This is a genomic window from Siccibacter colletis (assembly GCF_025914095.1).
Classification (GTDB): Bacteria; Pseudomonadota; Gammaproteobacteria; order Enterobacterales; family Enterobacteriaceae; genus Siccibacter; species Siccibacter colletis.
Map to the genome: position 1 here is coordinate 2142077 of NZ_CP074352.1, position 13480 is coordinate 2155556.

Consider the following 13480-nt stretch of genomic DNA (forward strand, 5'->3'; position numbering starts at 1 on the left):
ATATCATGAACTTACATTCCACTGCTTGCGCTCTTTCGCCAATTTTTCCGCCAGCCCTTTATTGATAATGCTGCCGTCATCGTTGAGCAGCACCGGAATCTGGCTGCAATAGCAGTTGTAGCGGTTGCCGTTTTCAGCGTAGAAGTCCCGCACCTCTTCGGTGGTGTAGACCTTTCCATGACGGCTGGCGTGCCAGGCTCTGGTGCTGGGCTTTAATGCTGAAAGCCACAGCGTTGCTGTATTCAATCCCAGCCTGTCTGCAGCCCAGTCTGTTTCGTTCCATTGCGCCTGACGCAATGCGCCGACCTGCTCCGTTTGCGCGATGCTTTTGGCCTTTGCCATCGACACATCAAGACGCTTACTAACGATGCTGGCTGTCTCTCTTGGATTGATGCCCCGCCCGATGGAATCAGCAATGATATTCGCCAAATCTGCACGAGCCGTATCGCTGATGCCCTTCCAGTCGCTGTAGGTGCTGATATAGGCGCTGGCGATCTGGTTCTGATATGCCGGGCTGGACAGCAGTTGCTGCAGCGTTGTCTCGCTGGCATAGACTGGAGACTGGACCGACAGGTTGGTAAAGGCATTCAGCGTGCCTCGCTCATACTCAGAGGTGACATAATCCAGCGCCCACAGATTCTGGCTTCCGCCATCAAGAAGCGCATCATCAAGGATGGTCTGCACTATCTGAAGCAAGCTAGCCAGCTCTGAGGCGGTCATGTCGTAAATGAACTTGCCGGCATTGACCTGGTACAGCGAAGATACTGCGCCTTCGTTGTTGCACATCATCCATGACCGCTCGCCGTTGGTTTCTCGCTGGCGCCCGGTCATTCGCTGCCCGAACAACTCCTTCAGACGGCGTTTAATGTTCAGATACCGGTCTTCGATATCGTTGAACATCCTGCTGACCTGCCGCGATGACTGAGTAGGGTCGGCTTTATTGCGCGGTACGATCGGCGTCCCGATTCTCGTCGGCTGGGTTGAGAGGATCATCGGTTGTCACCTTCTGTTCAGGGTCTGGGCTTTTCACCTCTTTGCGCGGCTCCAGCTCACCAACCGCGCGGATTTCGTTTTCATCCACTGCCGGTGTGCCGTATGCCTGCTGAGTGTCTTTAGCCACAGTCGCCATGGCCTGCATGTTGGCAATCTTCTCTTTCTCGCTCGGAGCGAGCAGATCAGACCATGCCAGCGACACTTCGCCGGATGATGGCTGGTCGATAACGCCAAGTGTCCAGAAGCGCTCAAGGATGGTTTCGATTACCGATGACATAAAACCCCATCGGCGACCGTTGCAGCGCTTCGCCCAGTCCGTTTTATCCTCATCCGAAGCAAGACGCCCCGTCTGCTGGCCAAAAAGAATGGTGAACGGGCACTGGATTGATGCGGCGAACTCGTTGGCGGTAACTTCCCATGTCGGCTTAGGGTCTGCAGCTGCAACTGAGAGAACAGACGGCGTACCGGCCTGCATTACGAGAGCGGCATCAGTACCACGGTTCATCTTGGCGACCTTGTCGTTCAGAGCCTCACCGAGGTCTTTGTAGCCAGCATCCTTCGCCATTTTGCCAATGGCGTCCATATTGGTGCCAGAGTCGAATGCGATACCAAGCTGTCGGCTGGCGTTCTTTAAGAATCCCTCGGCGCTGCCGCCAGAGACTTTCTCAAGGTCGAGCAACTTGTTGTAACCGGCACGCAGGAAAGGAACCCCGGAGAGCATGTTTTCGTCTTCAGATCCTTCGCACAGGATGATGATTCGCTCCGGGTGAACAGTAACGCCGCGCACCGGGCCGTAGGTACCGTCATCGCCAACCGGCTGCTCGTTGAAGTTATACGAAACTGGCTGGCCGTACGTTTCTGAAAGCGTGTCGGTGTCGAAGTTGCCTGGCTTAACCTGTGACTCCCACGCGGGGATCAGCTTCACGATGGCCTTGTCTTTCAGCCGTGCCACCACCGACCTGTCTACCGGCTCACTCCATTCCCTGCCGTCACGGAACTGGATGAGCAGCGCTGAATACCGGCCAACAAGGTTACGGCGATCTGCATCCTTGATTTTCGGCCAGTGCTTCTTCAGTAGCTTGGTTACCGCCTTTTCCCAGCCGGTGGTTTTTGTCGCCTCCTTGGCTTCCTCGCCGTCGATAATGGTTGGGTTATCCATCCAGCAGGATTCGAGCAGTTTATGCACCGCAGCATAGGCCACAGCGTTACGCTCGTAGGCGCGATAGTAGCGGTCGAACTCAAGGCTGTTGGGATAGCCGAACTCATCCCACAGCTTCGTGCGTTTGGTATTCCCAGGCTGGCCTGCGTACAGCATGCGCTGCCGCCCGATAGCATCAGCAAGGGCATTAACGAGGAACTGTTCCCCGGTGCTTAATTCACTCACTGATGAGCTCCTTAGAAGAATACTGCGCCGACCTGCTTCGGCGAATGCAGCACGCGGTATCGCGTGGCGTCGTAGTCGTGGTCTTCCTGGGTGGTGTCCACGTCATCTGGATTTTTATCGTCGCGGACAAGCACTGGGATTCGGCTTATCCATCCACGACAATGCTCCATGACGTAAAAGGCTGGCTTATCCGGCATGCCAGATTCCGTTTTCTTACCTTCGACCACAGCTTCAAGCATGTCGGCAAATAGTGATGCGCCGTTGATGCGTGAGCCTGGCTTCTTATCGGCTGGCAGCCAGGTAACGCCCTGCGCCTCCATTTTCTGTGCGATGGAAAGCTCGTTATCGCCAGTGTTGAATATTGCGCCGTCAGCCGGCCCCGGAATAACACTGCTGCATATTCCCGGCACAATGTGCATCTGCCCTTTGCCCTGAACCTCTTCAGGCTCTTCAACTTCTTCACCGGCAAGGCGCTTATCAATCCACGCCACGCCCTTTGCGACGTTGGTCGATGACATGTTAAGCCCTTTGTTCAGCTCGTCAGGCGGGCAGCCATACCACTCACCAATCAGAACCAATGTTCCTGCAGGAGGGCAGAATTTACGGCCGTCTGGCAATGTCGCCTCTGTACCGTCCGACTGAGCCCACCAAAGATTAGAGAACGGCTTAGACTCACCCCAGTCATGGGACCGGTCAACAGTCCAGCTTTCAGGAATGGTGAAAGCTTTGATGACGTGCATCGTCTCATTCCAGAGGTGGTCGAAGCGGCCGCCACTGGTCACATCCCACGAGCCCTCTACCCAAGCTTTACGCCGGTTCGGGTCTTTTATAGCCATCAAAGTTGCGATGTATTGCGGGTCGAGATACGGGTTCTCTTTGAAAGAACCATGAATGGCAACGCGAGTAAGCGTCACGTCCTCTTCACGTTCGGTCTGAGGGTTAAACACCTTCTGAGTTTCGCGAATGATGGTGCCGCGCGGCGCTGGCTCGATGAAGCGTTTCTTCACCCATGTATGGCCGATGCCAAACGGGTTAGTCGTGCTGAACGTCTCCAGAGGTATCGGCTTGAGCAGACTGCCGTCCGACAGAGGGTAGTTCTCAGGCCGGAACGACGAGCGCCGGCAGGAAAACATCATCTCGTAGAATTCCGCCGACTGCTGCTTGGTCAGTTCGTTGAAGCCGATAAACGGGAATTCCTGTCCGTGATAGTCCCAGTAGTCGCCCTCTTCCTTCCCGAAGCGGAAAAGCAACTCTTCACCAGTAGGCCATACCCAGCGTAATTCACTGGCAGATGCCAGATATCGTGCGCCGTCGTTAAACAGGCGGTACATACGCTTTGACTGGGTAATGATGTCGGTAAGGTTTTTATACTCGGTATCGAAAATAACGCCGCGCCAGAAAGAGCCGTAACCCATGCCAACCAGGCGACGAAACCGCGCCAGCTGCGCGGCGGTTTTACCGGGTCCGCGCGTTCCCTCGTAGAGGATTTCGTTACACGGGCAACTCAGGGACAGTGACTGCGAACCAGGAAGCGGCTTCCAGACGGCTTTGTAATTCATCCACCCAGTACCTCGCCTTGCTGCTGTTGCGCCGCTTTCTCCCATTCATCAACGCTTGTGCACGATGGGATAGGCATGATGTTGTGAGTTGCCGTGACCTTCTGCTCTACCTGCTCTTTGAATGCCTGCACACTGATGTGCTTGCCAAGCAGCTCAAGGTTCTTCACCTTGTCAGGCCATTTGATCTTCTTGAGAAGACCCGCCGTGTGACCGTCTCCAGCCATTGTCATAACATCAAATCCTGACAATGTTGTGCGCCATACCTTAGGCCACAGGGATACTGGTTTCAGATCTCCCGTCTCAGTCAGGATGTCGAGCACATCCATCTGGTCAATCTCAAACAAGCGCTTCAGCACATAATCGGCATCAATATCGATTCGATCATTGCGCTCCGTTTTGAGTTCGGAGATTCTGGACTGGATGCTAAGTTTCGCTAAGTTTTGAGCGCCCTGTTCGTTCGCGGTCTTTTCGCTGTACCCCGCCCGAATAGCCGCTTGTGTAGCGTTTAAATCGATGAGGTACTCGCGACAGAACATTTCTTGTTTGTCGGTGAGTGCCATGTTTCTTCTCTGGAGGTTTTATGAGTAAGTTAACTTTTTCAGGCGTTTCTAGCTTGCTTTCAAAGCACGGTGATGATTTGCAATATCAGACAAAATGGATGCTTGAGAGGGTTTCCAATTACTGGACAAAATCACGCACCAAGAATTCCCAGATTGGTGTAGAGCTAAGAGAGTCAGAGCTTTATGTTTCAATCCCTCAATGCAGGTTCGAATGTACCAGCGAGAGTAGATTGATATTCAAAAACAACGCAATCTTAAGCGAGGTAACGTTTTTCGTTCAGGATAACGATGCTAAATCTGCCTTCCATAAGCTATACGTAAACCAAGATTTAAATGTTAATTTTGGCACTCCCACAAGAGATCCCGTAGTGGATCTTGAGTACTCAATTAACTTTGAGGAGAATTTTATGAATGAGTTGATTCAAGCCGCTTCTGAGGCCGATCTTATTTGAGGATCATATTAAGAAGACCGAAGCGCTTCATTTTTGCCCTTCCTCAATGGCGGCCAAAGCAATCGCCGTCATTGCGAATTCTTTTCTGCTCGCTTCTTCACACAGCTTGATAATCTTGTGCTTAATGGAAAAAATCTCCTCTCTCTCAGATTCCTCAAGCGTGGATATGGCCCCAAGCAAAATTAGGCGCTGTACTTCCTCTTCTTTATCTGATGCCATGTTTTACTCCTTTGTCTCTTCTTCGGACTGACCGGGCTCTTCTGCCACAGGCACAAAGTGGAACTGCTCCACGCTATCCGGGCGGAAGTACCGCCACTCACCCGTGTCGGTCGCCAGCGCAACGAAGCCGTTTACGATTTCAGGCTGGCTGCGCTTCATCAGTCCGGTGAAGGTTTCTTTCGATGTGGTGGTGATGGTGATTTTGTAGATGTCGGACATTAAAAGCCTCTTTATTTGCTTGAGAATATGTCCAATTTTCCGCAGGAAGTGCTTTCTGATTTAACCCTCACTATTGGGAAAGTGGTGATTGCCATTGGCACTCAATCCATTCACTGTGCAATAGAGACCATTATTGATGCAGGAATTTGCCTGCTCTTTTCTATAGGGGGTAATATGGTTACTGAGTTAGAAATCTCTTTAGCAATTGCTTATGCACCATCTATCAATCATGTCATCAAAACCGCATGCCTGGTTATCAGATTGGCTGTGTTAAAGCGTTACGGCATTATCAAACCAACCAGCAGGCGAACTTTGTAATGGCAATAAAAACCGCCCGGAGGCGGCTTATATTTAGATGATATCGCTCAAATAATGCATGCTTCCGGCGATAACCAAACCAGGGCGTCCTTTCACGCTCCCTTTAAACACTGTTCCTCCTGGCAATTCATTTAACGTCAAATCTAAATCAACGTTATCCACTCCATTAAAAACAGTGGTGTCGTTTGGATTATGCCTTACGACCTTCAATGAGATTTTATTGCCATCAAACACACCTTGATAGTAGCAAACATAGTCACCACCATTAAGGCGATCATCCCGAACGGTAACAATCCCATCACAGTTACCATTGCGGTTAACATTACTGTCAAAAATAACCTTATAAATGCCGTTTTTCATTTCGCATCCTTATATGGTTTTGCCATATGGCTCCGGCATTATACCTAATTTCACTTGAGGAAATATTAACACCATTCAACTTCCAGCTTCGCGCTGCTTCACAGCAGTGCTAACCGTAGACACAGGAGGAGATGATGACAGTCATCATCGTGCCCGCTTGTTAAAACGGGCATTGTGATAAAAGCCGTTGTGAAAGTGGCTCTCAACTTTTTTACGCTGCAAGGTGGTGCTGTTCTTCGATAAGCGGTTGACGATGGTTGCGTTCGAACATCCCGCGCAGCACTTCTTTCCTCTGATCGAAATCCCACCCCATGCTGATGAACACCGTGTTAGCGCGCTGTAGCTCGGTGATACAGTGGATTTGCTCTGGTGTGAGGTAATCGCGAATCGGCTCTTTCTTCCCGATCTCATGATGTACGCGGAACTTAGCCGCGGTCATGCCCAGCGCCAGTCGGTTAATCAGGTCGGCTTCATTGCTGAAGTTATGCGGAGCAATCTGCTTGCCCTGAGCTTCACGCTCATGCTTGATGGCGTCAGTCATCGGTTTGTATTCCAGACGCGCAGAGTTGCGATCCATTTTCTTCTTCGCCAATGCGCCACGCATAGTGAAGAACTCAGCGACCAGACGCTTTTTGAATGTCCGCACAACTTCATTGTTCCGCATGTAGGTGATCAGTAGCGTGGTTTGTTGCTCATTTAATAACCCGACGCGAACCCGAGAGTTGTTGTACCCAGCTCGGATTTCAAATCCGACCTCTCCGAATTCCTCAAGGTCACTCCTGTTGCGGTCAACCAGCTTGATGATGGTGTCATGGTCTCGCCCAACGCCTTCGGAGATGGCGGCAGTGTTGGTTACCAGGTCTAGCTTCTTTATTTCAACTAATTGCATCGGTATTTACCTTTTAGTGATGAACCTTGTCACACAGGAGTCCGGCCCACAGAAGGCACCGATAGCCAAACCGGTATCCTCAAGGGTCATCCTGAAAGGTTCTGTGTATTGGTGTGCGCGTGTGAGACGCAGTATTCCTCTAAACTCGATAATCATCGGGATGGAGAGGATCTGCCCCATGCAGCAGGGCGATGATGCTTTGCAGTAGTGGATGTATCTTCTTGGGGGTTGTCATGCCCCAATAAAAAAGCCCCGCACTTGGCGAGGCTCATAATCCTGGATACTGCTGAGTGAATCTTCTTGGGGTTTGTCCAGCTAATTCATCTTGTGCGCGTTCTTTATCTCCATCACAACCTCGCGCTGCAGGCGACGAATTTCGTCGCGATGCCGGCGTTCCTGCTTCCAGTAAATCCAGAAGAAAAGCCACGTCATAAGCAGCGCTGCGATGCAGCCGCCGGAGATGATGTTGTAGATGGAGTAAGCACTCATTTGGCTTCCGTCGCGCAGTTAGCTTTCCACGTTTTGTTGTGGGTCAGGATGGCGCGCTTGGTGCGTTCATCCATGGTCATAATATCGGCCTCAGTAACGTAGATCGGCTTCACCCAATTGCAGGCCGTATCGACCACAACGGTGCTATTTGTTGATCCAGTTTTCCCGCAGCTCGTCATCAACACTGCTGCCAGGCATGCGAGTAACGGTTTCCTGTACATCAGCGGCCTCTTTGCTGGTTTTGGTCTGGCGCTCAGTAGCAGCCTGAGCCTGTTCGATTTTGGTTTTGGTTTCACGCTCGGTCGCGGCCTGTTCGGCTTTTCCCTTCCCCTTTGAGTGACCAATACCAAAGGCACCGGCAGCGATTGCGACCACTGCAAAGAAACCGGCGATCAGCATTTCAATGAAACTCATGATTTTTCTCCCGGGTTCATTCCCGCGTCGATTTGCTGCTCTTTTATCGCCTTATCGCCTGACAGCTTTTTAGCCCCAAGGTAGCCGGCAGTGCAGAAGCCGAAGTAAAGGCCGAATATCACTTCTGATAGTGTCCCCTGATAGGCCTGCCATCCAACTGCACAGCTGCAGACCAGGAAGCCCAGTGCGGCCTGCGTCCTGCTAAGAGATATAGTGCCGGCGCTACCACGCAGCATGCTGAACACGTCCATCAGATGAGACCTTTGTAGATGTCATAGCTACCTGAACTCATGACTTCAGCGTGTCGTCGGGCACGGTTAGGCGTCTGCCGCGCCCACTTGCTGTTGAGCATTCCACTCGACGCTTCGTCGAACTTGCCTGCGGCGATCATTGCCAGGGTGTTTTTGAAGCCTGCCAGCCCATTCACGCCCATCTGATAGGCCATAGAATAAAGAATGTCCGCACGCGCAGGATTGCACTTCTGGAGAGCTGCACGGATAGACGGAGTTGATGAGCACTGGGCGATCACCTTATCGGTGAATACCTGTAGCCACACATCACCGACTCCACGTGGGACGCTGAAGGTGTAGTTGCTCAGTGGCGCTCCCTTTGGGCCAATCTTGATGCCGCATGCTACCGTCGGAAAACCCTCCGTATCGATATAAGGACGCTCTCGGTAACCCTCCTCGTAATTGAGGATTGGAATTATCTGGCTCACTTCTTCTCCTCCTCTACAAGTGGCTTAACTTTGTCCACGGTCTTTTCAGCAGTTCGTTCAGGTAACGCGTCGAGCTTCACCTTCATCTCACCAACCTGCTTACCGAGGTTCTCGACTTTCTGATCACGCTTATCAGCAATCTCGCGATACTCGGCACGCATCTTGTTGTTAGAGTAGTTGAAGGCAACCGTCAAGACGCTGCACATGGCACAGAACAGAAGAAACATGGCGCCGATCATGAGACGCCCTTTATGGCTCTCAATGAACGCTTTAACTTTCATGGCGATCTTCCTCCAGCTTCGCGAGCATTGAGCTCACCTGGCCCCGGAACTGTTCATCGCCTCCGGTCTGAGTCATTGCTATCAGTATGCGAAGCGAGTTTTTGATGATGCGTATGTCGCTTTCGAGATGAGATATACGCTGCAGATCCTTTTCTCTTCGCTCTCTCAATTCATTGTTCTCTTGTCGCAACTCGTCGTTTGTTGCCTTCAGGAGAACTACCTGCTCTTTGTAGTGCGTTATTACTTCGCCGCCAGCTCTGTTATTAGTGACGGCAGAGGCAATAACCGCGCTTAACGGTTTCCAGAAAAGCGCGAGCGCACCGCCGCCAAATAAAACGGCGGCAATGCTTGTGATTAGGCTGTTCTCCATTGGACGTTTCCAGCTGCGCATTGAAAATAAAAGAGCGCCGTAACTCTGGAAGATGGGGAAATCCAACGGCGCTGAAAACGCCATGCGGCGTAATGTGAGGGTAAGGCAATGTCGGATCTGTGTCCGAAGATACCATGGCTGGGGTTTGGTGGGCCGTGAAGGATTCGAACCTGTCTACCCTTCCCTTATGAGGGGACCGCTCATACCAAATGAGCTTCCGGCCCAGAAACGACAAAGCCCCGCAGATGCGAGGCTTTAATTTCTTATGTCACACACATTGATGGCAACATATACGATTTATTCTGCTCATTTGTTCATTGAAAAGCAAGCGAGTAATGAACTTTTTTTGCGATTTTCTTCGCATTATCGCGAACGATGAACGCATTTTGCATCGGCTGGTAAAGGCAAAACAGTGCAGCGTTGATCACTTCTTTCACTTCACGCCGCACTGTTGAGATGCTTGGCTTCTTATACGTGTTTCCGCCTCGCGTCTTCATCAGGCGCGGACATGCGATTGCATGCTGCCAGGTCGCAATGCGAATTTCGCTCGACTGGTAGACGTAATAAGCCAAAAGCATTTTGTAGGCGTTCTCGTCGATAGCTTTGAGATGTGTCCCGATGACCTGGCTGATCAGCATGCCATCATCATCGCTGCAAACAGGCCGGCTGCACTGCTGTGGCTCGACCGTTGCCATAAACTTGGCAATCATATTAATCATGGATTTGTCGATACGGCCGGTCTGCACCCATGCGCCCCATAACTGGAGCTGGCCATCAATCCAACGGTGTTGATCTGAGGTAAGTTCCAGTTTCATGCTGTCTCTCCTGCTGACTTTCGGGTTTCTGCCTTGCGGCGCTCACTATTGCGGATAATCTGCTGTGCTGTGTCGTCTCCGGGGTTACGGCCGGCATTGAATCTGAACCCGGCACGGAGGAGGCTGTCGCGCTCGTACTGCTCAATCTGATGTCTTGTCATTGCTGCCACCGTAACGCTGCTTCCAGTTCCATCTGTGGGATTGAGAGGTGGCGTTTCTTCTCTTCTGGGGATAGGTTTGCAACTCCCATGAAAATGACACCTGCAGGAGTGCGAACAGCTGAGACGTTTCTGCCCCTGAAAATCTCCAGCAAGGCGATAGTGTTTTGAACGTTCACGTTGCATCCCCCGCGCCGGCATTTAATGCTTTAAGGAGTTGGTATTTCCTCTTGAAATCAATTCCTTTCCTTATAGCTGAGTACTGAATTCGGTGAGTTTTGTATTTCCTGTAGTTGTAATAAGTCCACGCAAACAACAGCGCGAAATAAAATGCCAGGGCTATCAAAGAATCATTTTTCACGCTGCTTCCTCCTGCTTCATGGATTTGAGTTTTGCCCGGTATTCATCACGGATGCGGATATAATCTTCGCGGCGGTAGTTGGTCATTTCGTGGGGGCCGTTTAGCCAGTCGACGTAATCCTGTCCGTATCGGACTACCAAGCCAGCTTCGTATTGCTGCGCGACCTTCGCCTCTTTGGCGGTGTACTTGCCAGCACCGGCGTTACAGGATTTGCACTGCTTATGGGCGTTGCGCTCTTCAAAGCGAAGTTCAGGGTTAGCTCCCACCGTTTTGAAGTGGCCGCAATCCCACTGACCAACATGAAGATCGGGTGGATTGGTCTCTCCGCAGCTGATGCAGGGCAAATCGGCATCACGCGCCCGTATGTATGCATTGAATGCCTGCTGAGCCTGAGCCTTGTAGTGCCCGGTGGGCCTCAGCTCTGCCAGTCGTTCCTTGCGGCGTTTACGCCCTGCTTTATCCGCCTCATGTTGTGCTTTGATGCGCTTAGCCTCGGCCTTCACCTTCTCTTTTGCGCGGAGTTCGAGAGCGTAGATAGTGCCGTGCTCAGGGCTGCACCAACGGATGTTGGCGTATGCTGGGATAAACCAGGCGGAGCATACTTTGCACTTGCGGCGGGATGGTTTACGCATTGCGCTCACCCTCAAAGCGCCAGTAGTACCCTTTGTGATATGCGTTAATTCCATTGCAGCATCTGCTAATGCTTGAGCTATCGAAGCCTTCTCTTACGGCATCCATTGCGGCCCCATAACGGACCTCTTCGCCGGTACTCATAGAGGTTGCTATGACAGCTTTGCTTGCTCCGTTATCTTCGCTAAATTTCCCAAGGCCATTTGGGATGCGATTTAAGACTCGAAAGCCATGCTTTACGTTTTCAGATGGCGTTACCCATTCGAGGTTTTCAGCTCTATTGTCGTCCCTTACGCCATTCTTGTGATTAACATGAAGGCCTTCCTCGTATCCAAGGCAGAATGCCATTGCCACCATGCGGTGCACGGAAAATTTCTTGCCGAATATTTTTACCTGTAGATATCCAGTCGTTTTAGAAATAAATGGTTTTAAAATTGATCCTGAAAAACTTCTGGAGTAACCAGAGCAAACATCCTTCACGCGGTCGATAGAACGCACACGGCCAAAGTTGCTCACCTCATATTCAGGCGTAATGAATGATTTCTTCCAGATTTCATTCTCAAACATGATCGTGTCCTTTTGCGTGGTATTCGGAGTTCGCGGGGATCCGCAGCTTGATGCCGCGCTCAATGCACCAGACTTCGATGCGGCGCAGGTAGAAGGTCATCTCTTCGGTGTCGAGAAGCTTGGTGGACTTCACCATCTTGGTGACCCCAAGGACGGTCACCGGCTTGGCCGGGCAGAACATGTCCTTGAGGAATTCGTGGAGGTCTTCTTCGGTGAGCTTGCTGGCTGAGTGCAGGTTAACTGCAGTGGCTACGTCGCCATTCCACAGCCACATAAGCGAGTTCTGTGACAGGCTGCGCTTTTCTTTCCACGGCTTGATGATGAGGCGATAGCAATCGCCAGATTCCAGCATGGGCTGGAGCTGCTGACCGATAGCGTTGAAGTTTGATTTGTGCAGACGGATGCCGTCTTTTTGCAGGTTCATACGCCACCTCCGATAGGTAACGCAGAACGCAGAAAATCGCAGGTGCTTTTCAGCATCTGTGACAGAGTGAGGATTTCAGATTGTGTGTGCGCCATAATGTCCCCATTGCGGCGCGATGTTCAGGTTGTCAGTTGTTCAGGCTGACAACACAATTATGACGTATCTGCAGATAATTATCAAAACGTCCCGCAACAAAAAAGCCCCTTTCGGGGCTTCATTCACAGTAGTGATTTAATGGTGTCTGCTATCCATGCTGCAGCGAAGATATAAGTGATGAATGTAGGCATTAATCACTATCCGGCTGCGGTGCTGCTGGAAGTGGCATCCAGTGGGTAACTTGCTTGAGGTTAAGGTCGTTTCCGTCTCCGTCATCCCAGGATGGCTTACCGTCTTCGAACCAATCCGCGTAAATGCCGACTTGCGTATTCGGCAGGCTTGGCAGGTAATACGAACCGCTGAAGTCAGCCGCTAAAACGTATTCACGTTCCGGCATCCGCTCACTGCACGGAATCCAACTCTGCACAGGTTCGTTAAGCGAGTGACGCTCAGCCAGTATATTATCACCGTCGATTGATATACCTGAGTTGATTATCGTTTCCACGCCATCTCGCAACGTGGAAGGCTGGCTTGCATGTTCGCCGCCCTTCAGCATGGCGGAAAACTCCTTCAGTCTTGCATCATGCTCCGCCCGCTGCTCGGGAGTCATCGCGTCAAGCTCCGCGTAATACTCGGCCCTGCGCTTTAGTGCATCCAGCATCGTTTGAGTGCGAACCCCTTTACCAAAACGCATGCCAGGCTCCAGCATTACCGGGCAAGGCAATGTCTCAGGAAAATTATGCACTGGCTGCGCTACTTGCGGGGCGGCGTAGAGTGGCGTTAAGGTCATGCCGCGCTTTAGCCACTCCATTGCTACAGGGTCGTCGCTTTCGCATGTTCCGTGAGCTGCCCCTGATTTATATTTGGCGAGATACGCCACCGGCTCCTGCGCTTCGGCGGCAAGCAATCGGCGGGTCATTTCCTGCAGTATTGCGACGTCTGTTGCGCCCAGCTTGTAGCCGGGCTTGAGGTCTGCTACTGCGGCGATATTTTCTTTGCTCAGTTTTGTCATGGCTTATTCCCTCTCAACGTTGAGCATGTCGCAGTAGTCATAGTCATTTTCAGAGCCATCGGTGCCGAACAGGGTCACTATGTCATCATGCATCCAGAACGATTCGACTGTGTAGCGCTTATCTTCACTGGTGATAACTAAATCGCCGGGTTCAACGTTTTCTGCGCGAATGTTTAATTTGTTAGCCATATC

22 protein-coding genes and 1 tRNA gene are annotated in these 13480 nt (G+C 51.4%); 2 read left to right on the forward strand and 21 right to left on the reverse strand.

Annotated elements, in window-relative coordinates:
• Nucleotides 1-3: 3 nt before the first annotated feature.
• The 4 genes from KFZ77_RS10250 to KFZ77_RS10265 all read right to left on the reverse strand — a co-directional run bounded on the left by KFZ77_RS10250 (nt 4) and on the right by KFZ77_RS10265 (nt 4496).
• Nucleotides 4-993: a phage minor head protein gene (locus tag KFZ77_RS10250; RefSeq protein WP_264384101.1), complete on the reverse strand. Its 990-nt coding sequence runs from the start codon at nt 991-993 to the stop codon at nt 4-6.
• A complete protein-coding gene (locus tag KFZ77_RS10255; RefSeq protein WP_264386177.1) occupies nt 938-2308 on the reverse strand; it encodes a DUF1073 domain-containing protein in 1371 nt (456 codons plus the stop codon). Before KFZ77_RS10255 ends, KFZ77_RS10250 begins: the two co-directional genes overlap by 56 nt.
• A gap of 80 nt (nt 2309-2388) precedes the next feature.
• Nucleotides 2389-3936, reverse strand: a complete 1548-nt coding sequence (locus KFZ77_RS10260; protein WP_264384102.1) for a terminase — start codon at nt 3934-3936, stop codon at nt 2389-2391.
• Nucleotides 3933-4496 carry a terminase small subunit gene (locus KFZ77_RS10265; RefSeq protein WP_264384103.1) on the reverse strand — a complete coding sequence of 188 codons (564 nt, stop codon included), beginning with the start codon at nt 4494-4496 and terminating at the stop codon, nt 3933-3935. The genes KFZ77_RS10260 and KFZ77_RS10265 overlap by 4 nt, the downstream gene beginning before the upstream one ends.
• 20 nt (nt 4497-4516) lie before the next feature.
• On the opposite strand from KFZ77_RS10265, the gene KFZ77_RS10270 reads away from it, so the two are divergent.
• Entirely contained in the window at nt 4517-4948 is a 432-nt protein-coding gene (locus KFZ77_RS10270; protein ID WP_264384104.1) for a hypothetical protein, read from the forward strand.
• A 27-nt stretch (nt 4949-4975) separates the two neighbouring features.
• On the opposite strand, the gene KFZ77_RS10275 is transcribed toward KFZ77_RS10270, so the two are convergent.
• Nucleotides 4976-5167, reverse strand: a complete 192-nt coding sequence (locus tag KFZ77_RS10275; protein WP_264384105.1) for a hypothetical protein — start codon at nt 5165-5167, stop codon at nt 4976-4978.
• A 3-nt stretch (nt 5168-5170) separates the two neighbouring features.
• Complete coding sequence (locus tag KFZ77_RS10280) at nt 5171-5386, reverse strand: hypothetical protein (RefSeq protein WP_264384106.1); 216 nt, start codon at nt 5384-5386, stop codon at nt 5171-5173.
• A gap of 27 nt (nt 5387-5413) precedes the next feature.
• On the opposite strand from KFZ77_RS10280, the gene KFZ77_RS10285 reads away from it, so the two are divergent.
• Nucleotides 5414-5704 carry a hypothetical protein gene (locus KFZ77_RS10285; protein ID WP_152548335.1) on the forward strand — a complete coding sequence of 97 codons (291 nt, stop codon included), beginning with the start codon at nt 5414-5416 and terminating at the stop codon, nt 5702-5704.
• A 33-nt stretch (nt 5705-5737) separates the two neighbouring features.
• Here the strand turns inward: KFZ77_RS10285 and KFZ77_RS10290 are convergent, their stop codons facing one another.
• The 15 genes from KFZ77_RS10290 to KFZ77_RS10360 all read right to left on the reverse strand — a co-directional run bounded on the left by KFZ77_RS10290 (nt 5738) and on the right by KFZ77_RS10360 (nt 13477).
• Nucleotides 5738-6064 carry a GrlR family regulatory protein gene (locus KFZ77_RS10290; protein ID WP_031519214.1) on the reverse strand — a complete coding sequence of 109 codons (327 nt, stop codon included), beginning with the start codon at nt 6062-6064 and terminating at the stop codon, nt 5738-5740.
• A gap of 211 nt (nt 6065-6275) precedes the next feature.
• Complete coding sequence (locus tag KFZ77_RS10295; protein ID WP_264384107.1) at nt 6276-6953, reverse strand: Rha family transcriptional regulator; 678 nt, start codon at nt 6951-6953, stop codon at nt 6276-6278.
• A gap of 315 nt (nt 6954-7268) precedes the next feature.
• Nucleotides 7269-7442, reverse strand: a complete 174-nt coding sequence (locus tag KFZ77_RS10300) for a hypothetical protein (protein WP_264384108.1) — start codon at nt 7440-7442, stop codon at nt 7269-7271.
• A gap of 144 nt (nt 7443-7586) precedes the next feature.
• A complete protein-coding gene (locus KFZ77_RS10305) occupies nt 7587-7856 on the reverse strand; it encodes a hypothetical protein (protein WP_264384109.1) in 270 nt (89 codons plus the stop codon).
• A complete protein-coding gene (locus KFZ77_RS10310; protein WP_264384110.1) occupies nt 7853-8107 on the reverse strand; it encodes a hypothetical protein in 255 nt (84 codons plus the stop codon). The genes KFZ77_RS10305 and KFZ77_RS10310 overlap by 4 nt, the downstream gene beginning before the upstream one ends.
• Entirely contained in the window at nt 8107-8574 is a 468-nt protein-coding gene (locus KFZ77_RS10315; protein WP_264384111.1) for a lysozyme family protein, read from the reverse strand. Before KFZ77_RS10315 ends, KFZ77_RS10310 begins: the two co-directional genes overlap by 1 nt.
• Nucleotides 8571-8855 carry a hypothetical protein gene (locus KFZ77_RS10320; RefSeq protein WP_264384112.1) on the reverse strand — a complete coding sequence of 95 codons (285 nt, stop codon included), beginning with the start codon at nt 8853-8855 and terminating at the stop codon, nt 8571-8573. The genes KFZ77_RS10315 and KFZ77_RS10320 overlap by 4 nt, the downstream gene beginning before the upstream one ends.
• Complete coding sequence (locus tag KFZ77_RS10325) at nt 8845-9225, reverse strand: hypothetical protein (protein ID WP_264384113.1); 381 nt, start codon at nt 9223-9225, stop codon at nt 8845-8847. Before KFZ77_RS10325 ends, KFZ77_RS10320 begins: the two co-directional genes overlap by 11 nt.
• 146 nt (nt 9226-9371) lie before the next feature.
• A tRNA-Met gene (locus tag KFZ77_RS10330) sits at nt 9372-9449 on the reverse strand.
• Between the two features lie 90 nt (nt 9450-9539).
• On the reverse strand, nt 9540-10040 hold the full coding sequence (locus KFZ77_RS10335) for an antiterminator Q family protein (RefSeq protein WP_264384114.1): 501 nt from the start codon (nt 10038-10040) through the stop codon (nt 9540-9542).
• A gap of 515 nt (nt 10041-10555) precedes the next feature.
• Entirely contained in the window at nt 10556-11191 is a 636-nt protein-coding gene (locus KFZ77_RS10340; RefSeq protein ID WP_264384115.1) for a recombination protein NinG, read from the reverse strand.
• Nucleotides 11184-11756: an NUMOD4 domain-containing protein gene (locus KFZ77_RS10345; RefSeq protein WP_264384116.1), complete on the reverse strand. Its 573-nt coding sequence runs from the start codon at nt 11754-11756 to the stop codon at nt 11184-11186. The genes KFZ77_RS10340 and KFZ77_RS10345 overlap by 8 nt, the downstream gene beginning before the upstream one ends.
• The gene (locus tag KFZ77_RS10350; RefSeq protein WP_264384117.1) at nt 11749-12180 is read right to left on the reverse strand and encodes a recombination protein NinB; all 432 of its coding nucleotides are present in this window, start codon (nt 12178-12180) and stop codon (nt 11749-11751) included. Before KFZ77_RS10350 ends, KFZ77_RS10345 begins: the two co-directional genes overlap by 8 nt.
• Before the next feature lie 286 nt (nt 12181-12466).
• Nucleotides 12467-13288 carry a DUF551 domain-containing protein gene (locus KFZ77_RS10355; RefSeq protein WP_264384118.1) on the reverse strand — a complete coding sequence of 274 codons (822 nt, stop codon included), beginning with the start codon at nt 13286-13288 and terminating at the stop codon, nt 12467-12469.
• 3 nt (nt 13289-13291) lie between these two features.
• Nucleotides 13292-13477 carry a hypothetical protein gene (locus KFZ77_RS10360; protein WP_264384119.1) on the reverse strand — a complete coding sequence of 62 codons (186 nt, stop codon included), beginning with the start codon at nt 13475-13477 and terminating at the stop codon, nt 13292-13294.
• Nucleotides 13478-13480 lie beyond the last annotated feature (3 nt).